This window comes from Stenotrophomonas sp. GQ19, assembly GCF_059758695.1.
In genome coordinates this window covers 289,988-310,025 of the sequence record NZ_JCAXES010000004.1, presented here as the reverse complement: position 1 = coordinate 310,025, position 20,038 = coordinate 289,988, and the positions used below count along the sequence as shown (strand labels likewise).

The 20,038-nt window shown below is 67.8% G+C and carries 19 protein-coding genes; 6 read left to right on the top strand and 13 right to left on the bottom strand.

All coding sequences use genetic code 11. From position 1 onward, the window contains the following. Nucleotides 1–23: 23 nt before the first annotated feature. The 3 genes from AC6CHL_RS10715 to AC6CHL_RS10705 are packed head-to-tail and all read right to left on the bottom strand — an operon-like array spanning nucleotide 24 to nucleotide 5,007. Nucleotides 24–1,406 carry a purple acid phosphatase family protein gene (locus AC6CHL_RS10715; RefSeq protein ID WP_498294318.1) on the bottom strand — a complete coding sequence of 461 codons (1,383 nt, stop codon included), beginning with the start codon at nucleotides 1,404–1,406 and terminating at the stop codon, nucleotides 24–26. After that, entirely contained in the window at nucleotides 1,403–2,503 is a 1,101-nt protein-coding gene (locus tag AC6CHL_RS10710) for a phytase (protein ID WP_498294317.1), read from the bottom strand. The genes AC6CHL_RS10715 and AC6CHL_RS10710 overlap by 4 nt, the downstream gene beginning before the upstream one ends. After that, nucleotides 2,503–5,007: a TonB-dependent receptor gene (locus tag AC6CHL_RS10705; RefSeq protein WP_498294380.1), complete on the bottom strand. Its 2,505-nt coding sequence runs from the start codon at nucleotides 5,005–5,007 to the stop codon at nucleotides 2,503–2,505. The genes AC6CHL_RS10710 and AC6CHL_RS10705 overlap by 1 nt, the downstream gene beginning before the upstream one ends. Before the next feature lie 201 nt (nucleotides 5,008–5,208). Between AC6CHL_RS10705 and upp the strand changes: the two genes are divergently transcribed. Further along, nucleotides 5,209–5,844, top strand: coding sequence for a uracil phosphoribosyltransferase (gene upp / locus AC6CHL_RS10700; RefSeq protein ID WP_019183235.1), 636 nt, complete (start codon nucleotides 5,209–5,211; stop codon nucleotides 5,842–5,844). A 106-nt stretch (nucleotides 5,845–5,950) separates the two neighbouring features. After that, nucleotides 5,951–6,235 carry a PsiF family protein gene (locus AC6CHL_RS10695; RefSeq protein WP_463600740.1) on the top strand — a complete coding sequence of 95 codons (285 nt, stop codon included), beginning with the start codon at nucleotides 5,951–5,953 and terminating at the stop codon, nucleotides 6,233–6,235. A gap of 214 nt (nucleotides 6,236–6,449) precedes the next feature. Here the strand turns inward: AC6CHL_RS10695 and AC6CHL_RS10690 are convergent, their stop codons facing one another. The 6 genes from AC6CHL_RS10690 to rsmD all read right to left on the bottom strand — a co-directional run bounded on the left by AC6CHL_RS10690 (nucleotide 6,450) and on the right by rsmD (nucleotide 11,255). Then, complete coding sequence (locus tag AC6CHL_RS10690; protein ID WP_498294316.1) at nucleotides 6,450–7,337, bottom strand: MBL fold metallo-hydrolase; 888 nt, start codon at nucleotides 7,335–7,337, stop codon at nucleotides 6,450–6,452. Nucleotides 7,338–7,446: 109 nt separating this feature from the next. Then, the gene (gene ggt, locus AC6CHL_RS10685; protein WP_498294315.1) at nucleotides 7,447–9,189 is read right to left on the bottom strand and encodes a gamma-glutamyltransferase; all 1,743 of its coding nucleotides are present in this window, start codon (nucleotides 9,187–9,189) and stop codon (nucleotides 7,447–7,449) included. Further along, nucleotides 9,186–9,467: a YfhL family 4Fe-4S dicluster ferredoxin gene (locus tag AC6CHL_RS10680; protein WP_038689019.1), complete on the bottom strand. Its 282-nt coding sequence runs from the start codon at nucleotides 9,465–9,467 to the stop codon at nucleotides 9,186–9,188. The genes ggt and AC6CHL_RS10680 overlap by 4 nt, the downstream gene beginning before the upstream one ends. 125 nt (nucleotides 9,468–9,592) lie before the next feature. Continuing rightward, nucleotides 9,593–10,084: a hypothetical protein gene (locus tag AC6CHL_RS10675; RefSeq protein WP_038689021.1), complete on the bottom strand. Its 492-nt coding sequence runs from the start codon at nucleotides 10,082–10,084 to the stop codon at nucleotides 9,593–9,595. Between the two features lie 48 nt (nucleotides 10,085–10,132). Next, nucleotides 10,133–10,642, bottom strand: a complete 510-nt coding sequence (gene coaD / locus AC6CHL_RS10670; protein WP_038689023.1) for a pantetheine-phosphate adenylyltransferase — start codon at nucleotides 10,640–10,642, stop codon at nucleotides 10,133–10,135. 7 nt (nucleotides 10,643–10,649) lie between these two features. Beyond that, nucleotides 10,650–11,255, bottom strand: a complete 606-nt coding sequence (rsmD, locus tag AC6CHL_RS10665) for a 16S rRNA (guanine(966)-N(2))-methyltransferase RsmD (protein ID WP_498294314.1) — start codon at nucleotides 11,253–11,255, stop codon at nucleotides 10,650–10,652. Nucleotides 11,256–11,490: 235 nt separating this feature from the next. Here rsmD and htpG point away from each other — a divergent pair, with 235 nt between their 5' ends. Continuing rightward, nucleotides 11,491–13,389, top strand: a complete 1,899-nt coding sequence (gene htpG / locus AC6CHL_RS10660; RefSeq protein ID WP_498294313.1) for a molecular chaperone HtpG — start codon at nucleotides 11,491–11,493, stop codon at nucleotides 13,387–13,389. A 433-nt stretch (nucleotides 13,390–13,822) separates the two neighbouring features. Here htpG and AC6CHL_RS10655 read toward each other — a convergent pair whose 3' ends face one another. Further along, nucleotides 13,823–14,110: a hypothetical protein gene (locus tag AC6CHL_RS10655; RefSeq protein ID WP_498294379.1), complete on the bottom strand. Its 288-nt coding sequence runs from the start codon at nucleotides 14,108–14,110 to the stop codon at nucleotides 13,823–13,825. Nucleotides 14,111–14,361: 251 nt separating this feature from the next. On the opposite strand from AC6CHL_RS10655, the gene ftsY reads away from it, so the two are divergent. The 3 genes from ftsY (at nucleotide 14,362) to AC6CHL_RS10640 (ending at nucleotide 17,437) form a co-directional block, all read left to right on the top strand. Beyond that, on the top strand, nucleotides 14,362–15,840 hold the full coding sequence (ftsY, locus tag AC6CHL_RS10650; protein ID WP_498294312.1) for a signal recognition particle-docking protein FtsY: 1,479 nt from the start codon (nucleotides 14,362–14,364) through the stop codon (nucleotides 15,838–15,840). A gap of 184 nt (nucleotides 15,841–16,024) precedes the next feature. Further along, nucleotides 16,025–17,164: an A/G-specific adenine glycosylase gene (mutY, locus tag AC6CHL_RS10645; RefSeq protein WP_498294311.1), complete on the top strand. Its 1,140-nt coding sequence runs from the start codon at nucleotides 16,025–16,027 to the stop codon at nucleotides 17,162–17,164. 3 nt (nucleotides 17,165–17,167) lie between these two features. Further along, nucleotides 17,168–17,437, top strand: a complete 270-nt coding sequence (locus tag AC6CHL_RS10640; protein ID WP_038689032.1) for an oxidative damage protection protein — start codon at nucleotides 17,168–17,170, stop codon at nucleotides 17,435–17,437. Between the two features lie 95 nt (nucleotides 17,438–17,532). On the opposite strand, the gene AC6CHL_RS10635 is transcribed toward AC6CHL_RS10640, so the two are convergent. From AC6CHL_RS10635 to AC6CHL_RS10625, 3 genes are all read right to left on the bottom strand, one after another. After that, nucleotides 17,533–17,994, bottom strand: a complete 462-nt coding sequence (locus AC6CHL_RS10635) for a DUF6491 family protein (protein ID WP_038692317.1) — start codon at nucleotides 17,992–17,994, stop codon at nucleotides 17,533–17,535. A gap of 87 nt (nucleotides 17,995–18,081) precedes the next feature. Then, the gene (gene lolD / locus AC6CHL_RS10630; RefSeq protein ID WP_498294310.1) at nucleotides 18,082–18,795 is read right to left on the bottom strand and encodes a lipoprotein-releasing ABC transporter ATP-binding protein LolD; all 714 of its coding nucleotides are present in this window, start codon (nucleotides 18,793–18,795) and stop codon (nucleotides 18,082–18,084) included. Further along, nucleotides 18,788–20,029 (bottom strand): lipoprotein-releasing ABC transporter permease subunit, encoded by a 1,242-nt coding sequence (locus AC6CHL_RS10625; protein ID WP_038689035.1) that lies wholly within the window; start codon nucleotides 20,027–20,029, stop codon nucleotides 18,788–18,790. The genes lolD and AC6CHL_RS10625 overlap by 8 nt, the downstream gene beginning before the upstream one ends. Nucleotides 20,030–20,038: the final 9 nt, after the last annotated feature.

The following is a 20,038-nucleotide window of genomic DNA, read 5'->3' as shown; positions in this document are numbered from 1 at the left end:
GTCGCAACGGCCCGGCACGGGGGTCATTCCCAGCAACGGTCGGCGCGGCCCTTGAGGGTTTGCGCGCGCGTGCAGTCACGGGGGGCGATGCGTCCCTGCGTCAGTTCGGTCTTGCGCTTGCGTCCATTGGCGGCACGGGTCAGTTCGAAGCCGTCATACAGCTGGCCGGTGACCGTGCGTGCTTCATAGCGCAGGTGTTTCGGGTCGATCTTCAGCACCTGGTAGAGCTGGGTGTCTTCGCCTACCGGCGCCATCGTCGCGCGCGCCTGCTCAGACAGGCGGTACTGCTTGGGACCGGCCACGGTGACCACGAACTGCGGGGTGGCGCCCTGCCCCTCGCCACGACGGCCATAGGTGTGGTCGTGGCCCTGCAGCACCAGGTCCACCTGATGGCGGCGCACCACCGGCAGCAGCACGTCGCGCAGTTCGGCGTTCTCGCGACCCTCGCGCGGCGAGTAGAACGGCTGGTGCAGCAGCACGATGCTCCACGGGTGCGGGTTGTTGGCCAGCACCGTGTCCAGCCATGCGGCCTGCGCCTGCGCGGTGCCCAGGTCCAGTGCCGAGGTGCCGTCGAGCACGGCGATGCGCACGCCCTGGTAGTCGAACCAGTAGGTGCTGGTGTCGGCGGCGTCCACGCCATTGCGCGGTAGCGCGAAGGTCACCGGCCAGTGTCGGCCCAGCACCCGTCGCTCCTGCGGGGTGTCTTCGAACTCCTCGAAATACTCGTGGTTGCCGATGGCCGGGGCCACCGCGGTTTCCTGTGGCAGCCAGCCCGCGGCGGCGAACCACTCGCCCCACTCGCTGTCGTCCTGGCCGTCGCCGCCGCTGACCAGGTCACCGGCGAACAGGCTCAGGCGCGCATCCGGTGCGGCCTTGATGCCCGCACGCAGCACGCGCGAGACGTGGCTGAGGTTCTTGTTCTGGGTGTCGCCGAAGTACAGCAACGTCAGCGGCTGCCGGGCGGTGCCTGCGGTGCGCAGCTGGTGCCACGCGCTCCAGGTGCTGTTGCCCTGCACCCGCCAGAGATACAGCGTGTCCGGCTGCAGCCCGGCCACGTCGGCGCGATGGTAATGGGCCGGGCCGTTCTCGGTCTCCAGCGCGCGGGTGGCCGCCGTGATGCGGGTGGGCGTGCCCACGTCCGGCGAGTCACCGGCCACCACCCACTCCAGGATTGGCGCGCTGACGGAGGCATCGGTGCGCCAGGACACGCCGAAGCCGCGCGCGGCGTCCTGCGCCGGCGAGGCCACCATGCGGTCCGGGAAACCAGTGGCCGCATAGTGGCGGTTGCCGGCGGGCACCTGGGTGTTGGGTTCGGCAGCGTTGTCCGGTGCCTTTGCGGCGGCCGGGCCGTTGCCCAGCAGCAGCGCCAACAGCAATGCCGCAGTGGTAATCGGGGCGCGCGTCATGGCGCGCACTCCAGCGGCAGCGACAACTGCCGGGCGACAGTGGCCCAGTCGAACGCCACCACGCCCTGGTCGTCATGCACGGCATACAGCACGCCGTGCGGGAACCGCGCAGATGCCGCTTGATCCAGCCAGATGCCGTCGGTGTTGGCCACCGTGTTGCCCTGGAACGCACCGACATGCTTCAAGGTGTGGCGGTCGAACAGGTGGAACACGCTGCGCTGCTTGCCCTGTTCGGTGGTGATCCACCAGCCGTCCTTGCCGCAGGTCTTGAGCATCACGCCTTCGGCCTGCGCCTGGAAGGCATCGCGGCCAAACGTGGTACCGGTGAAGCGGCCTTCCAGCGTGTACACCTTGATCTCGCTGGCGTAGGTTTCGTCTTCCTCGGCAATCAACAGGCGGTCGTTGGCCGGGTCGCCCCAGATCGATTCGACCACGCGCAGGGCACCGGCATCGCTGGTGTCGCCGATGCTGCCCACCAGGGTCGCGTCCAGCGTGTTCCCCTTCATCGTGAGTGCGTAGCGGCGCACGCGCTTGTCCAGTTCGGCCAGGGGCGGCAGCACGTCATTGCCCTGCGCGTCTTCGCCGGCATCGTAGGAGTCGGTGACGTAGACGTCGTAGCCTTCGCGCTGCTTGTTCACCCACAGCCCATAGGGCTTGCGCAGGTCGGCGGCGGCGAACACCCCCAGCGGGGTGAAATCGGGCAGGTGCAGCACCTGCACGCGGTGGTTGTCGCGCTCCACCACCAGCACCAGGTCGTCGATCACGGCGATGCCGTTGGGGCGGTCGAACTGACCCGGGGCGGTGCCCTGGCTGCCCACGTCACGCAGGTGCGCGCCGGTCTGGCCGTCATAGACCACCAGCTTGTGGGTGGTCTTGGCGGTGGCGATCAGCCACTGCTTGCCGTCGGGGGCGGTCCAGCTGGCCGGCGAGTCGATGTTGTCGGCCGGAGTCATCGGGGTAAGGAAGGCTTCGGCCACCGTGGCCACCGAACGCGTTGCAGCCGCGCCGGCCGGCGCATCGGCCGCCGGGCCGGATGCCGCCTTGCACGCCGCCAGCAGGGCCAGGCTCACCACCGCCACGGCATGACGTGCGCGCATCACAGCGCCACCTTCAGGCCCAGCGCATACGTGCGGCCATACTCTTCCATCTGCAGGGTGCGCGAGCGCGTGCCCTGGTACAGCTCCAGCGGCTTGTCGAGCAGGTTCTGCGCTTCCAGGTACACGCTCACGTTGGCGGTGATCTTGTAGTCCAGGCTGACATCCAGCTGGGTGTTGGGCGCCACGTAGATGTCGTAGGCAGCGCTGTCACCCAGCGTGTCCAGGTACTCGCTGCGGTACACCGCCGCCACGCGGGTGCTGAAGCCGGCCTTCTCATAGCCGATGTGCGCGGTGTAGACGTGCTTGGAGGCGCGCGGCAGCATGAAGTCGTCGCGCTCGCGCCCGGCCAGGCCCGGATCGAAGTCGGTATCCAGCCAGGTGCCGCTGGCGCCCACCAGCAGGCCGTCCCAGCCGGCCGGCAGGAACGCCAGCTGCTGCTGCCAGTTGAACTCGGCGCCCTTGACGGTGGCCTTGTTGCCGTTGATCACCCGGGTGACCTTGAAGTCCGGGTAGGCCGGGTCGGTCGTGCTCACCGTGTTGACGATGTAGCCGTCGATCGCCTTGTGGAACAGGCCCAGCGACAGGATGCCGGTGGTGCCGATGTACTTCTCGATCGACAGATCGATGTTCTTCGATTCGTACGGGTCCAGCTGCGGGTTGCCGATGCGCACTTCCTCGTCGCCACGGCTCAGGCCGATGCGCGGGGCGATGTCGCCGAACGACGGGCGCGAGACGGTCTTGTTGGCGGCCGCGCGCAGCACCCAGGCATCACCGGCGTCGTAGCGCAGGTGCAGGCCCGGCAGCACGTTGCTGTAGCTGCGGCTGACGGTGAGCGGGGTCACGGTGTAGGTGCGGCCATTGCTGGCCACGTCCACGCTGTTGCCGGTGGCGCTGAACTGGGTGTTCTCCACGCGCACGCCGCCGATGATGCGCAGTGCCCCGATGTCCCAGGTGCCCATCGCGTAGCTGGCGAAGATGTCCTCGCGGGCGGTGTAGTCCTCTTCCAGCGAGGTCAGCGCATTGCCGCCGGCATCCTGCGGGCGTGCGCTGTACTGGCCACCGAACTGCGCCCAATAGCGGCGCATCGCGTCCGAGCTCATGCCCTGGCCCAGCGTGCCGCCACGGTGTTCGGGCGTGCCGGTGGTCCAGTCGGACAGGGCGATGTCCGGGCCAACGCGCAGCTCGCGCTCGTTGGTGTCCACGTCGCGGTCGCGCCAGCGGCCGAGCAGGCCGAACTTGTAGCTGGCGTTGTCGCCGTCGAAACGCAGGTTGACCTGCGCGCTGTGTTCCTTGTCGTCCACGCGCTTGGGCGACAGCACCATGCGGTCGAAGTCGTAGGTGCCGTTGTCCATCCAGCCCGCATCGCTCAGGGCGATGCGCGGCACGCGGCTGTTCTGGTCGACGGTGGCGGACAGGTCGTCACCGGCGTACTCGAACCGCGCTTCCATCTCGTCGTTGACGCGCTCTTCGGTGCGCGTATAGCCCACCTTGTAGTCGACCACCGCGCCGCTCAGGCGGTTCTCACCGCCGACGCTGGCGGCGAACGTATTTTCCTTCTTGGTGCGGTAGCGCATGCGCTTCTGGATGCTGTCGGCGGCCAGGTCATCCACGCGGTACTGGTTGCCGCCCAGCGCGGTGATGCCCTCGTCACCAAAATCGAAGATGGTGCGCTGGCGCGTTTCGGCATCGTCGAACTGGCTGTACAGCGTGCGCAGGTAATAGCGGTTGTCCTCGTCGGGATGCCAGTCCAGGTTGAGGTTGGCGCCGATGCGTTTGCGTTCGATCTCGTACTTGCGGCGCTGCAGGCTGTTGGCGAACAGGTCGTCCTTGGCGCCGCCCTCGAAGGTGCCGTACTCCACTTCGGTGTTGTCCGATTCGAAGCTGCGCTTCTGGTAGTTCACGCCCACCGCCACGCCGAAGGTGTCGGCGAACACCTCGCTGTAGTTGAAGGCCGCCTTGGGGCTGGTCTCACCGGACAGTTGCTGGTGGCTGGCTTCGATCTTGCCGCGCAGGCTGCGCCCGTCGCGATCGAAGGCCGAGGCCGATTCCACCAGGATCGCACCGCCGATGGCATCGCCGGGCATGTCCGGGGTGGGCGACTTGACCACGCGCAGGCGCTCGGTCGAGTCGGAGGGGATCACGTCCAGCGGTGCAGCGCGGCTGGAGTCTTCCGGGGTGCCGATGGCGATGCCGTCGACGCTGACACTGTTGAGATTGGCGTCCAGGCCGCGGATCACCACGAAGCGGCCCTCGCCCTGGTCGCGGGTCACGCTGACGCCGGGCAGGCGCTGCAGCGACTCGGCCACGTTCTTGTCCGGGTACACGCCCATGGCGTCGGACGATACCGCATCCTCGATGGCGTCGCTGCTGCGCTTGAGGTCGACCGCGCGGGTCTGCGACTCCAGCTGCGGGCGGACTTCGACCCGGTCCAGGTCAATCGCCCCGGCCCCACTGGCGGCGGTGCCCACGCTGGTGTCGGCGGCGAACACCGACGGACTGGCCATCACCAGCAACGACAGGCTGATCGCCCGGCCCAACACGCTCTTGTTCTGCACGGCATTCCCCAACGGCGTAAAGATTGGGTCAGCACGGTATGTCCGGGAGGTTGCATGGGCATGACACCGGGGGTCCTGCGGCGCCGGGCTTTGGCTTCGGTGGGGCTTGCGGCACACTAGTGGCCTTCCTGCTTACCGTTGCCTTTCCCCATGAAAATCGTCGAAGTGCGCCATCCGCTGGTGCAGCACAAGATCGGCCTGATGCGCGATGCGTCCCTGAGCACCAAGGATTTCCGCGAACTGGCCAACGAGCTCGGCGGCCTGCTGGCCTATGAGGCCACCGCCGACCTGGACACCGAAGCCCACACCATGGCCGGCTGGGCCGGTCCGGTGACGGTGCAGCGCATCGCCGGGGCCAAGATCACCGTGGTGCCGATCCTGCGTGCCGGGCTGGGCATGCTCAGCGGCGTGCTGTCGCTGATCCCGGCCGCGCGGGTCAGCGTGGTGGGCCTGCAGCGCGATGAGGAAACCCTGCAGCCGGTGCCCTACTTCGAGCGCCTGACCGGTCGCCTGGAAGAGCGCGATGCGCTGATCCTGGACCCGATGCTGGCCACCGGCGGCACCCTGATCGCCACCATCGACATGCTCAAGCGTGCGGGCGCGCGCCGCATCAAGGGCATTTTCCTGGTGGCCGCGCCGGAGGGCATCGCCGCCGTACAGGCCGTGCACCCGGACGTGGAGATTTTCACCGCCGCCATCGACGCCCAGCTCAACGAAAAGGGCTACATCCTGCCGGGCTTGGGCGATGCCGGTGATCGCATCTTCGGGACCCGCGTGGTCGGTTGATCCACGCGTTGGCTGGCGGCCCTGCGCGGCCGCCGGCTTCTTCACGCGGCCTGCTCAGGGCGAGGCAGAAGCTGCGCGCAACCCTACCCGTGCGTGGAGTGTTGCCATGAAGACTGTGTCCCTGCTGGCCTGCCTGCTGCTGATCGGCAGCCCCGTGCTGGCCGATGCCGCTACCCCGCAACAGCAGCGCATGGCCGACTGTTCGGCCAAGAACAAGGGCAAGACCGGCGAGGACTACAAGTCCGCGCAGAAGGCCTGCCTGAGCGGGCCGGCCCCGGCGGCGACCACGCCGCAGGAACGCATGAAAACCTGCAATGCCGATGCCGCCGCGAAGAAGCTGGCCGGCGATGCACGCAAGACCTTCATGAGCGGGTGTCTGAAGGCGCATTGAGGTTCGCGCCGGGTTGTACCCGGTGCTCGGATTGGATGCCGTGCCGACCAACGGTCGGCACCTACCGGTGCGCTTGGACGGCGGCCCCGACGGTAGTGCCGGCCGCTGGCCGGCTCCACGTTATACGTCCGAGGTTCATGAGGAGCCGGCCAGCGGCCGGCACCACCATGACGTGCCGAGCGACGGTCGGCATCTACCGGCATTGCCGGGTGCATCAGGCCAGCGCGCGGGCCTTCAGTTCGCCCTGCTCGTGGACGGTGCCGAACCGGCCCTTGTCATCGCGCACCACCTGCGCCAGCGCGCACTGCGGGTCGTGGGTAAAGAACAGGTGCACGTTGCGCGCCAGTTTGTCTTCCAGGAAGGTGCGCTTTTCGTCGATCAGCAGTTCGGCGTTGCGGTCGTAGCCCATGGTGATCGGCACGTGCACCCACGACCGACCCGGAATCAGGTCGGCGCAGAACACCACCCCGCCACGCGCCTGGCCATCGACCTGCTCGGGGCCGACGATCTCGGCCAGCATCAGGCCCGGGGTATGCCCGTCGCTGAAACTGAAGCGCACGCTGTTGCCCAGCGCCTTGGAATACGGGCCGTCCACGATCTCCAGCCGCCCGCTGGCCTGCAGCAGGCCGGGCAACTCGGGAATGAAGCTGGCGCGGTCGCGCGGGTGCGGGTGCAGCGCCCGTTGCCAGTGCTCGGCGCCCACCAGGAAGGTGGCATTGGGGAACAGCAGCTCCAGCTCGCGTCCTTCGCTCCACTGCGCCAGCAGGCCGCCTGCGTGGTCGAAATGCAGGTGGCTGAGCACCACCACGTCGATATCCTCGTGCTCGAAGCCGGCCTCGCGCAGCGATTCCATCAGTACGTGGCGGGGTTCCTGCACCCCGTAGCGGTCGCGCAGTTTCGGCTCGAAGAACGCGCCGATACCGGTCTCGAACAACACCGTCTTGCCGGCCAGCGGGCTGGCCAGCAGGGCGCGGCACGCCAGCTCGATCCGGTTCAGATCATCCGGTGCCGCCCATTTTTCCCAGACCGCGCGCGGCGCATTGCCGAACATCGCACCGCCGTCCAGCTTCTGTGAGTTACCGCGTATCGACCATAGTTTCATGCGCAAATTATCCGGCGGGACGCGTTAAATATTCGCTAGGCGCATCGGTTCATACAACGAAAAACCCCGCCGGCAGGCGGGGTTTTTCGCAGTAACAGGTGACGCAGACTCAGCGCGCGGCGGCAGGCGTTACCGCCGCACTGCCCACCGGATTGCGCGGGTCGCTGCCGCCGCTGAGCACGTTGGCCTTGCGGTCCCACTCCACGGTCTGCAGGTTGCCCCACACATGGCTGGAGCCACGGCCGCCCTCGGCGCTGTCGCCGGGCAGCTCGATCTTGTGGCCCATCGCCTGCAGCTGCTTGATCGTGTCCACCGACAGCGCGCCGGTTTCGGCCGAGATCTCGTCGGGCAGCCACTGGTGGTGGTAGCGCGGCAAGGCGGCTACCTGCTGTGCAGTCAGGCCGTCGTCGTAGCCCAGGATGCCCAGCAACACCATGGTGATGATGCGGCTGCCGCCCGGGGTGCCCAGCACCACCACCTTGTCGGGCGATTCCATGAAGGTGGGGGTCATCGAGCTGAGCATGCGCTTGCCCGGCTTGGGCGCGTTGGCTGCATAGCCCATCACGCCGAAGGCATTGGGCGTGCCCGGCTTCAGCGCGAAATCGTCCATTTCGTTGTTGAGCAGCACGCCGGTGCCCTTGGGAATCAGGCCCGAGCCGTACAGCAGGTTCACCGTCTGGGTGGCGCCCACGCGGTTGCCGTCGCGGTCGATGATCGAGAAGTGCGTGGTTTCGTCGTCTTCCAGCGGGGTCGGGTTGCCCGACAGCAGGTCGCTCGGGGTGGCCTTCTCCGGGTGGATCGTGGCGCGCAGGCCCTGGGCGTAGTCCTTGCTGGTCAGCACTTTCTGCGGAATCTGCACGAAGTCCGGGTCGCCCAGGAAGAACGTACGGTCACGGTAGGCGCGGCGCATCGCTTCCACCACCAGGTGGGTGCGGTGGGCCTGGTCCATCGATTTGAGATCCCAGCCTTCCAGGATCTGAAGCATCGATGCCAGCGCGATGCCACCGGACGACGGCGGCGAGGCGGTGGTGATGGTCCAGTCGCGGTACTTGAACACGATCGGCTCGCGCAGCTTGACCCGGTAGCCGGCCAGCTCGTCGGCGGTCCACGTGCCGCCGGCCTGCTTCACGCCGGCCAGCAGCGCCTTGCCGGTCTGGCCGCGGTAGAAACCGTCGAAGCCCTTGTCGGCCAACCGCTCCAGCGTGGCAGCCAGTTCGGGCTGGCGGAACAGGTCGCCCTCGGCGATCGGCTTGCCGTTGCGCAGGTACACCTCGCGCGTGCCGGGGTAGCGTTCCATCACTTCGCGGCGTGATGCATAGCCCTTGGCCATGCGGGCATACACCGGGAACCCGTCACTGGCGATGCGCATCGCCGGGCCCAGCGAGGTGCGCAGCGGCAGCTTGCCGTGCTTGGACGACAGCTCCACCAGCGCCGCCGGCAGGCCGGGGATGCCGGCCGACCACGGGCCGTTGACCGAGCGGTCGCGGTCCAGTTCGCCCTTGCTGTCCAGGAAGGCAGCCTCGGTGCCGGCCTGCGGCGCGGTTTCGCGCGCGTCCAGCATCACATCCTTGCCGGTCCGGGCGTCATGCAGCAGGAAGAACCCGCCGCCGCCCAGCCCCGAGCTGATCGGCTCGACCACCGCCAAGGTGGACGACACCGCCACCGCCGCATCGAACGCATTGCCGCCCTTGGCCAGGATCTCCATGCCGGCCTCGGTGGCCAGGTGGTGGCCGCTGGCAATGGCCGCGCCGTCCGGATGGCTGGCCAGGGAACCCTGTGCGGGTGCGGCGGACCATGCCACCGGGGACCACAACAGGACGAGCAGCAACCAACGACGCGACAACATGTTCATTCGGATGGGGGCTCCGCATAAAGTTCGGGATGGTCGCGCTGCAGCCCGAACAACTTGGCCAGCAGGGCGTCCTGGGTTTCCGGGATGTCCGGATCGGGATCGATGCATTCGACCGGGCAGACGACCACGCACTGGGGTTCGTCGAAATGTCCCACGCACTCGGTGCAGCGGGCCGGATCGATCACGTAGATGGTTTCACCCATCGAGATGGCCTGATTGGGACAGGCTGGCTCACACACGTCACAGTTGACGCAGAGCTCATTGATTTTCAGCGACATGGCGTTACTCCACGCCCGCGCCGGCGGATGAAGACCGACCAGCGCATGCGCGCCGGCCGGTCATCGGCGGCTTCCTCGCAGAAGCCGCCCGGGCCACGCGGGACGCGCGGCCGCCACTGCACGGGTTACTTGGCTTCTACGAAGATGTACTCGGCGCCGGTCGGCTGGATGATGGACTGCACGCGGGCGTTGTCAGCGGCCTTGCCGATGAACACCACGCGCACGTTCTTCATCGAGTCAGCCGGCACATCCTTGAACACGGCCTGGATCATGTCGGCCATCTTCGAGGAGGCCGACGAACCGAAGGCCAGCATGTTGCCCGGCTGGATACCACGGGCGACGGCCTGGGTGGCGCTCTCGACCTGACGCTCGTACTTGGCGGCGAACTCCGGGTCCGATTCCGGGGACAGGTAGTACAGGAACGGGCTGTTGGTAATGTTGCCCATGTTCTGCACGGCCACGGCCTGCAGGTACTTCTTCCAGCCGGCGTCGTCATTGGCGTCCGGGGCGACCAGCGCCTGCTGGGCTTCGGCGACCGGAGCAGCCTCTTCCTTCTTGCAGGCGGTGAAGGCCAGCGCGAACGACGCGATCAACATGGCACGCATGGTGTTGTTCATGGAATTCCTCCCTTGGTGATTCTTGGTATGTGTGGATCTGACAGGTGTTTACGACGGGCCCGACTTCGCTTCACGGACCTTGCGCAGCGCCTCGAGGACCGAGGCGGGCACGAAGCCGGACACGTCGCCGCCCAGGCGGGCGATCTCGCGGACCAGCGAAGACGAAATGAAGCTGTGCTGCTCGGCCGGGGTCAGGAACAGGGTCTCGACCTCCGGGATCAGGTGGCGGTTCATGCTCGCCATCTGGAATTCGTACTCGAAATCGGACACCGCGCGCAGCCCGCGCAGCAGCACCCCGCCCTGCACCGAGCGCACGAAATGCGCCAGCAGGGTATCGAAGCCGATCACTTCCACGTTGCGGTTGTGGCCCAGCGCATCGCGCGCCAGCTGCACGCGCAGCTCCAGCGGCAGCGTCGGGCCCTTGGACGGGCTCTGCGCCACGCCAACCACGACCTTCTCGAACAGCGGCGCGGCCCGGTTCACCAGGTCGATGTGACCGTTGGTGATCGGATCGAAGGTGCCCGGGTAAACGGCAATGCGGCGGTTGGCCACGGTCATACGTCAGCTACACGTTGTGATCTGGTGAAAGTGTAGCAGTGGCGCGGCGGTACAGGGCAAAACGCACCTCCCGGGTCCCGCCCTCGCGGTGCAGCAGCCACGGCGCGGGCACCCGCGGTGCCTGCTCGGCCGGTGCCTCCAGGTACAGCCAGGCATCGGCGGCCAGGTGCGGCCCCAGCCCCGCCAGCACCTGGTCCCACAGCCCGGCGGCGAACGGCGGGTCCACGAACACGATATCGGCCTGCCCTGTCGGCGGCTGCGCCAGCCACTGCAGCGCATCGGCCTGCACCACCGCCACCTGCCCCTGCGCGCCCAGCTTGGCCACCGATTCGCGCAGCTGCCGGGCCAATCCGGCATCCCGCTCGACCAGCGTCACCTGCCCGGCCCCACGCGACACCGCCTCCAGCCCCAGCGCCCCGCTACCGGCAAACAGGTCCAGTACCCGCGCGCCGCCAATCCGCGGCATCAGCCAGTTGAACAGCGTCTCCCGGACCCGATCACTGCTGGGTCGCAGCCCCGGCGACAGCGGCACCGGCAACTTCGTCCCGCGCCACTTGCCGCCGATGATCCGCACCTGTCCCACGGCCGCCGCCACCGGCGGGCGCGGCTTCATGCGCGGCTCCAGAAGGAAAGAGCGGACGGGTCGAACGAGCGGGAACAGGTCATGGGCACGAAGATCAGGCGATTCAGGGCGTCATTCTAGGCGGTCCGGCCACCGCCACCACCACGCCCTCTTTCATGGAAACGTAGGCGCCGCGCTTCTATGCCTTGAAAACGGGACAATCCACCCCTACCCCTTGAGCCAGCCGCCGCGCCGGGCGCGGCATCGTCCAAGGAGCATCGTCACCGTGACCGAGCAGACCCAAAAACAAACCCTGGGCTTCCAGACCGAAGTCAAACAACTGCTGCAGCTGATGATCCACTCGCTGTACTCCAACAAGGAAATCTTCCTTCGCGAGCTCATCTCCAACGCCGCCGATGCCTCCGACAAACTGCGCTTTGAAGCGCTGACCCAGCCGGCCCTGCTCGAAAACGACGGCGACCTGCGCATCCGTGTCAGCTTCGATGCCGACGCCCACACCCTCACCATCGACGACAACGGCATCGGCATGAGCCGCGAGGATGCCATCGCGCACCTCGGCACCATCGCCAAGTCCGGCACCGGTGACTTCCTGCGCCAGCTCTCCGGCGACCAGAAGAAAGACTCCCAGCTCATCGGCCAGTTCGGCGTCGGCTTCTACAGCGCCTTCATCGTCGCCGACCAGGTCGACGTCTACTCCCGCCGTGCCGGCCTGCCCGCCAGCGAGGGCGTGCACTGGTCCTCGCGTGGTGAAGGCGAGTTCGACGTCGAACCCATCGACAAGCCCGAGCGCGGCACCCGCATCGTCCTGCACCTCAAGGACGACCAGCACGACTTCGCCGATGGCTGGCGCCTGCGCGGCATCATCAAGAAGTACTCCGACCATATCGGCCTGCCGATCCAGATGGTCAAGGAACACCACGGCGACGACGCCCCGGCCGAGGTTGAATGGGAAACCGTCAACCGCGCCAGCGCCCTGTGGACCCGTCCGCGCACCGAGATCAGCGACGCCGAGTACCAGGAGTTCTACAAGCACGCCGCCCACGACCACCAGGATGCCCTGGCGTGGAGCCACAACAAGGTCGAAGGCAAGCTCGAATACACCTCGCTGCTGTACGTGCCCGGCCACGCCCCGTTCGACCTGTACCACCGCGACGCGCCCAAGGGCCTGAAGCTCTACGTGCAGCGCGTGTTCGTCATGGACCAGGCCGAACAGTTCCTGCCGATGTACCTGCGTTTCATCAAGGGCGTGGTCGACTCCAACGACCTGTCGCTGAACGTCTCGCGCGAAATCCTGCAGTCCGGCCCGGTCATCGACTCCATGAAGTCGGCCCTGACCAAGCGCTCGCTGGACATGCTGGAGAAGCTGGCCACCGACAAGCCCGACGTTTACGCCGGCTTCTGGAAGCAGTTCGGCCAGGTGCTCAAGGAAGGCCCCGCCGAAGACTTCAACAACCGCGAAAAGATCGCCGGTCTGCTGCGCTTCGCCTCCACCCATGACACCAGCGGCGAGCAGAGCGTGTCGCTGGCCGATTACGTGGGCCGCATGATCGAAGGCCAGGACAAGATCTACTACCTGACCGGCGACAGCTACACCCAGGTCAAGGACAGCCCGCACCTGGAAGTGTTCCGCAAGAAGGGCATCGAAGTGCTGCTGTTCACCGACCGCATCGACGAATGGCTGATGGGGTACCTGACCGAGTTCGATGGCAAGTCGTTCGTCGACGTCGCCCGCGGCGACCTGGACCTGGGCGCGCTGGAAAGCGCCGAAGACAAGCAGGCCCAGGAAGCGGCCGCCAAGGACAAGCAGGGCCTGGTCGACCGCATCAAGGCCGCGCTGGGCGAGGATGTCGCCGACGTGCGCGTGTCGCACCGCCTCACTGACTCCCCGGCGATCCTGGCCATCGGCGAACAGGACCTGGGCCTGCAGATGCGCCAGATCCTGGAAGCCAGCGGCCAGAAGGTGCCCGACAGCAAGCCGGTGTTCGAGTTCAACCCCGGCCACCCGCTGATCGGCAAGCTGGACCAGGAAGCCGACAGCGCCCGCTTCGACGACCTCAGCCGCGTGCTGTTCGAACAGGCCGCGCTGGCTGCCGGTGACACGCTGAAGGACCCGGCCGCCTACGTGCGCCGGCTCAACAAGCTGCTGCTGGAATTGTCGGCGTAAGGCGACCGATGCTGGGACGGGTGCGTGCCGACCAACGGTCGGCATTCGCACATCCGGCAGATGGCGGCATTCGCACACACGGTAGTGCCGGCCGCTGGCCGGCTCATGGGAAACCACACGGGTGCGAGGAGCCGACCAGCGGCCGGCAGATGGCTGCAGTCGCATGACCGGTAGTGCCGGCCGCTGGCCGGCTCATGGGAAACCACACGGGCGCGAGGAGCCGACCAGCGGCCGGCAGATGGCTGCAGTCGCATGACCGGTAGTGCCGGCCGCTGGCCGGCTCACGGGAAACCACACTGGTGCGAGGAGCCGGCCAGCGGCCGGCAGATGGCTGCAGTCGCATGACCGGTAGTGCCGGCCGCTGGCCGGCTCATGGGAAACCACGCTGGTGCGAGGAGCCGGCCAGCGGCCGGCACTACCGTGCGATTCGGGGTCAGGCGCGCTTGTCCAGCAACGCGCCGAGCATCTGGTCGCTGCGGCGAATCAGCGTGGCGTTGGCAGCAAACGTCAGCACCGCCTCTTTCGCGGCAAGCAGGTCCGACACCGGTGCAGCCGGATCGGTCGCCACCTCGACCAGGCTGGCGTCCACCCCGCCGCCGGCAACCGCGGCCTGGGCCACGCCGATCCGGGTGGCCTCGGCCACCGGCAGGCGCGCCACGTTCGACGCGGCCGCCTGCACCCCGAGGGTCGCGGCGCGCAGGCCCGAGCTGGCAATGGACATCACGTTCACGGTTCGGCACTCCACGATGTACGACTGCGTCCGCATGACGCAGTGCTTCACAGCCGTTAGCGGCTGCCGCGGCGCTGGCTTAAGACGGCAGCCGACCAACGGTCGGCTCTACCCGGTGGTGGGTGGTGGCCGGTAGAGCCGACCGTTGGTCGGCTGCCCGCAGCAATGCACACCACCCACGTTCGCACTGCCGTCCAAGGGCGCAGTGGTAGCATATCCCCCTGATTTCAGCGCCGAATCCAATGCTCAGTTTCTTCCGTCGCAAAAAGACCCAGGACGCTCCCCAGGACGCGCCCAAGACCCAGCACTATTCGGCCGAAGAACTGGCCGCGGCGTTCCCGCAGGCCAGCCAGGATGGCCCGTCGGCGCCGACGCCGATCGAGGCACCTGCTGCCGAGGTGCCTGCCGCTGAGGTGCCTGCCGCTGAGGTGCCTGCCGCTGAGGTGCCTGCCGCTCACGCGCCTGCTGTCGAGACGCCTGCTGCCGAGGCTCCCGTTGCGCCGCTCGCCGCACCGCTGCCGCCGGTTGTATCTGCTGCCACCGTCGCGCCAGCACCGGTTACGCCCGAAGCGCCGGTCGCCGCGCCTGTGGCCGCGCCTGCCGTGGTTCCGGCCGCTGTGCCCGATACGGCTGCCGGCGTGGCGCCCGCCGTTGTCGCACCGACCACCCCGACCCCGCTGGTGGTGGCCGAACCCATCGCCGCGCCCTTGCCGCCGCCGGTACTGGTCGCCAACCAGATCACCCAGGAAGCCGCGCAGCCGCTGGCCACCGAGCCGGCTGAAGGCACCGCTGCCGCAGCACCGGGCAAGCTGGGCTGGCGCGACCGCCTGCGCAACAGCGTCATCGCACGCAGCTTCGGCGGCCTGTTCTCGCGCAATCCCAAGCTCGATGACGACCTGCTGGATGAACTGGAAACCGCGCTGATCACCGCCGATGTGGGCGTGGGCGCCACCACCGCGCTGGTGGAAGGCCTGCGCAAGCGCATGAAGGCGCGCGAATTCGCCGATGCCAACGCGCTGCTGGCTGCGCTGCGCAGCGACCTGATCGCCATCCTGCAACCGGTCTCCAAGCCGCTGGTCATCGACCGCAGCGCCAAGCCGTTCGTGGTCCTCACCGTCGGCGTCAACGGCGTGGGCAAGACCACCACCATCGGCAAGCTGGCCAAGCGCTTCAAGGACGATGGTCACAGCCTGATGCTGGCCGCCGGCGATACGTTCCGTGCCGCCGCCGTGGCCCAGCTGCAGATCTGGGGCGAACGCAACGGCGTGACCGTGGTGGCCCAGGGCCAGAACGCCGATGCCGCCTCGGTGGCGTTCGACGCGCTGCAGGCCGGCAAGGCCCGTGGCACCGAAGTTCTCATCGCCGACACCGCCGGCCGCCTGCACACCCAGGGCGGACTGATGAACGAACTGGGCAAGATCCGCCGCGTGCTGGGCAAGATCGACCCGGCGGCACCGCACGAGGTGCTGATGGTGATCGATGGCACTACCGGGCAGAACGCGCTCTCGCAGCTGCGTCAGTTCCATGCCGCGGTCAACGTGACCGGGCTGGTGGTGACCAAGCTGGACGGCACCGCCAAGGGAGGCGTGGTGTTCGCGCTGGCCCGCGAGTTCGGCATCCCGATCCGCTTTGCCGGCATCGGCGAGCGCCCGGAAGACCTACGCGTGTTCGACCCGGAAGCCTTCGTCGACGCATTGCTGCCCGAAGCGCTGGGCAGCTGATCGAACGGCGCGCTGGGCGTACGTCCCGCGCGCGCCCCCGGTGAATGCATCGCCGCACCCGGGTTGGTAGAGCCACCCCATGGGTGGCTGTATCGGGCGGGGATGCGTCGTCGGCAGTTTGCGCTGCCCCGCCCGGATAGAGCAGCCACCCATGGGGTGGCTCTACCCCCGTCCAGGAATCACCATGCCACGCCAGCCCACCGCCAGCGCCCCTGTCCCCGCCGACGATGCCTTCGTCGCGCGGCTGCTGCCGTGGTTCGACGGGCATGGCCGGCACGACCTGCCGTGGCAGCATCCGCGCTCGCCGTACCGGGTGTGGCTGTCGGAAATCATGCTGCAGCAGACCCAGGTCGGCACGGTCATTCCGTACTTCCTGGCCTTTCTGCGCGTGTTCCCCACCCTGCCCGACCTCGCCGCGGCCAGCAACGATGCGGTGATGGCGCAGTGGGCCGGGCTGGGCTACTACGCCCGTGCCCGCAACCTGCATGCCGCCGCGCAGCGTTGCGTTGAACAGCACGACGGCGCGCTGCCGCGCGATGTCGAGGCCTTGAACGCGCTTCCCGGCATCGGCCGCAGCACCGCCGCGGCGATCCTGAGCCAGGCCTGGAACGACCGTTTTGCGATCCTCGACGGCAACGTCAAGCGGGTACTGACGCGCTACCACGGCATCGACGGGTTCCCCGGCCTGCCCAAGGTGGAGAAGGCGCTGTGGGCCCTGGCCGACGCGCACGTGGCGCACGTGCCCGACACGCGCATGGCCGACTACACCCAGGCGCAGATGGACCTGGGCGCCACCGTCTGCACCCGCAGCCGGCCGGCCTGCGTGATCTGCCCGCTGCAGGCGGACTGCGTGGCGCGCCGCGAAGGCCGCACCGACCAACTGCCCACGCCCAAGCCCACCAAGACCCTGCCCGAACGTGAAGCCACCGCACTGCTGCTGCGCGATGGCCATGGCCGCGTGCTGCTGCAGAAGCGCCCGGACACCGGCATCTGGGCGCAGCTGTGGACGCTGCCGCAAGCCGACACCGGCAGCGACCTGCAGGACTGGTTCGACACCCACGTGAGCGGTTCGCTGGATGACGCAGAGGTGCTGCCCGTGTTGGAGCACACCTTCAGCCACTACCGGCTGCACCTGCAGGTGCTGGTGCAGCGCGTGGACGGCCTGCAACGCGATGACCCGACGTTGCGCTGGGTGGCCGCCGCCGACCTGCCCAGCCTCGGCCTGCCTGCGCCGATCCGCAAGCTGCTGGACACCGGTGCGCCGCCGGCCCGGCCCAAGCGCCGTACAATGCGGGGCGCACCACCTTCACCCGAGTCCGAGTAAGCCATGCCCCGCACCGTTTTCTGCCAGTACGAACAACGCGACACCGAAGGCCTGGACTTCGTGCCCTACCCCGGCGAGCTGGGCCAGCGCATCTTCAACGGCATCGGCAAGAGCGCCTGGAGCGCCTGGCTGGCGCACCAGACCATGCTGATCAACGAAAACCGGCTGTCGCCGCGCGATCCCAAGCACCGCGCCTTCCTGGAAACCGAGCTGGTGAAATACCTGTTCGAGAAGGACGCCGAAAAGCCGGCAGGTTTCGTTCCCGAAGCGTGATTGCCGCCTGCCGACCATCGTGACCGGTACGTACCGGCCGTTGGTCGGTACATCGCCACCACGCAACGCCCGACCGCCAAACGGTCCCTACGTCGTCACTTCGCCGGCACGGCCTGCGCGTCCTGGCGCTCCTGCACCTGCGCCTGGCGCAGCTCCTTCTCGGTCGAACGCAAGGCCTGCACATCCAGCTTGCGGATGCTGCCGATGAAGCACGGCAGGGTGGGCCCCGGCGTCGGGTCACGCACCAGCACCTTGTCGAACCGCGCCGACACCCGCCCCATCTGGCTGGTCAGGCCGATGGCCGCGGCGTAGTCCAGGCCCTGGCACGGACCGCGCAGTTCCAGCAGATACGCCTCGCTGGGCCGGGTCCAGACCGCCAGCGCACTGTCGCCCAGTTCGGTCCAGCCATTCAACGATCCGAAGTACTGCAGGCTGTCCTGTGGCGGGCCGGCATGGGCCCGGTACAGCTCCAGCCGCTGCTGGCTGGACAGGCGCCCGGTGGTGGCGCACGCCACCAGGGCAAGGCACAGCACAGCCGCTCCGATCAGGGTCTTCATGGCACCACCTTCAAGGATGAACATGCCGATGATGCACCTGTTGGGTGAGGCCGGCGACAGGATCACGCCGACCATTCAGCGGCCAGCTTAGACCTCGCTGTTGGCCAGTTCGTGCAGGCGCCCTTCGCGCAGCTCCAGCACGCGGTCCAGCTTGCGCGCCAGGCTGCGGTCGTGGGTCACCAGCACCAGGCTGGTGTGGTGCGCGCGGTTGAGTTCGAGCATCAGTTCGAACACCGTGGCGGCCGTCTTGTCATCCAGGTTGCCGGTGGGTTCGTCGCCCAGCACGCAGGCCGGCTTGTTGACCAGCGCGCGCGCCACGGCCGCACGCTGGCGCTCGCCGCCGGACAGTTCGCCCGGCTTGTGCTCCAGCCGATGGCCCAGGCCCACCGACTCCAGCAGCAGCTGCGCGCGCTCCTTGGCAGCCGCCACTTCCTGGCCGCCCAGCAGCACGGGCATCATCACGTTTTCCAACGCGGTGAACTCCGGCAGCAGGTGATGGAACTGGTACACGAAGCCCAGCGCCCGGTTGCGCAGCAGGCCGCGCTGGCCATCGGTCAGCCCCGACATGCGATGCCCGGTCACAAATACCTCGCCTGCGGTGGGCGTGTCCAACCCGCCCAGCAGGTGCAGCAGCGTGCTCTTGCCGGCGCCGGACGCGCCGATGATGGCCACCGTTTCGCCGGCCGACACGGTCAGGTCCAGCCCGTTGAACACCGGGGTGTGCATGCGGCCTTCGGCGTACACCTTGGCCAGCCCCTGGGCACGGATCACTTCGTCGCCGCGATCGATCGGCTCATTCATAGCGCAGGGCCTCCGCCGGCTGGGTGCGGGCAGCGCGCCACGCGGGATACAAGGTGGCAAGGAAACTCATGGCCAGCGCGATGAGGGTGATGACGATGATGTCTGGTGCCTGCATGTCGGTGGGCAGGCCGGTGATGTAATAGACGTCCTCGGGCAACAGCTTGACGTTGAACACCGTCTCGATCGCGCCGAGGATGCGTTCCAGGTTCAAGGTCAGGGTGATGCCACCGATCACGCCGGCGACGGTGCCGATGATGCCGATCAGCGAGCCCTGCACCATGAACACCTGCATCACCCCGCCCGGGGTCAGGCCGAGGGTACGCAGGATGGCGATATCGGCCTGCTTGTCGGTCACCAGCATCACCTGCGACGACACCAGGTTGAACGCGCCCATGGCGATGATCAGCGAGAGCAGGATGCCCATCACCACCTTTTCCATGCGCAGCGAGTGGTACAGGTTGGCGTTCTGCTGGGTCCAGTCGCTGACCCGGTACGCGCCGCCCAGGCTGTGGGCCAGGTCCACGCCAACGTCCAACGCCTTGTCCATGTCGTGCAGCTTGAGCCGCACGCCGGTCACGCCGTCCATGCGCAGCACGCGCTCCATGTCGGCCATGTTGGCAAACGCCACGCCCTTGTCGATCTCGTTGTAGCCGGCTTCGAAGATGCCGCTGACGGTGAAGCGCTTCAGCCGCGGCATCGCGCCCACCGGGGTGCCCTGCACTTCGGCCAGGGTCACCAGCACGGTGTCACCGACATTCACGCCCAACCAGATCGCCAGCTCCTTGCCCACCAGCAGGTTGTAGCTGCCCGGGGTGAGGCTGTCGAAACTGCCCTTGACCACTTTCTGGTTGATCACCGACACGCCCGGCTCCAGTGCCGGGTCGATGCCCTGCACGATCGCACCCTGCACGCGCGGACCGCTGAGCATGGCCTGGATCTCGATGTACGGGGCAGCGCCGGCCACGCGCGGATCCTTTTTGGCCGCATCCACCGCACGCTGCCAGTCCGACATCGGCGCGCCATCGCTGGTGATGGTGGTATGGGCGGTCATCTGCAGCAGGCGGTCGCGGATTTCCTTCTGGAAGCCGCTCATCACGGCCAGCGTGGTGATCAGCACGGTCACCCCCAGCGCAATGCCGAGGATGGAGGCCATCGAGATGAAGGAGATGAAGCCGTTACGGCGCTTGGCGCGCAGATAGCGCAGACCGATCGAAACAGGTATGGGTTTGAACATGCAGGTGCG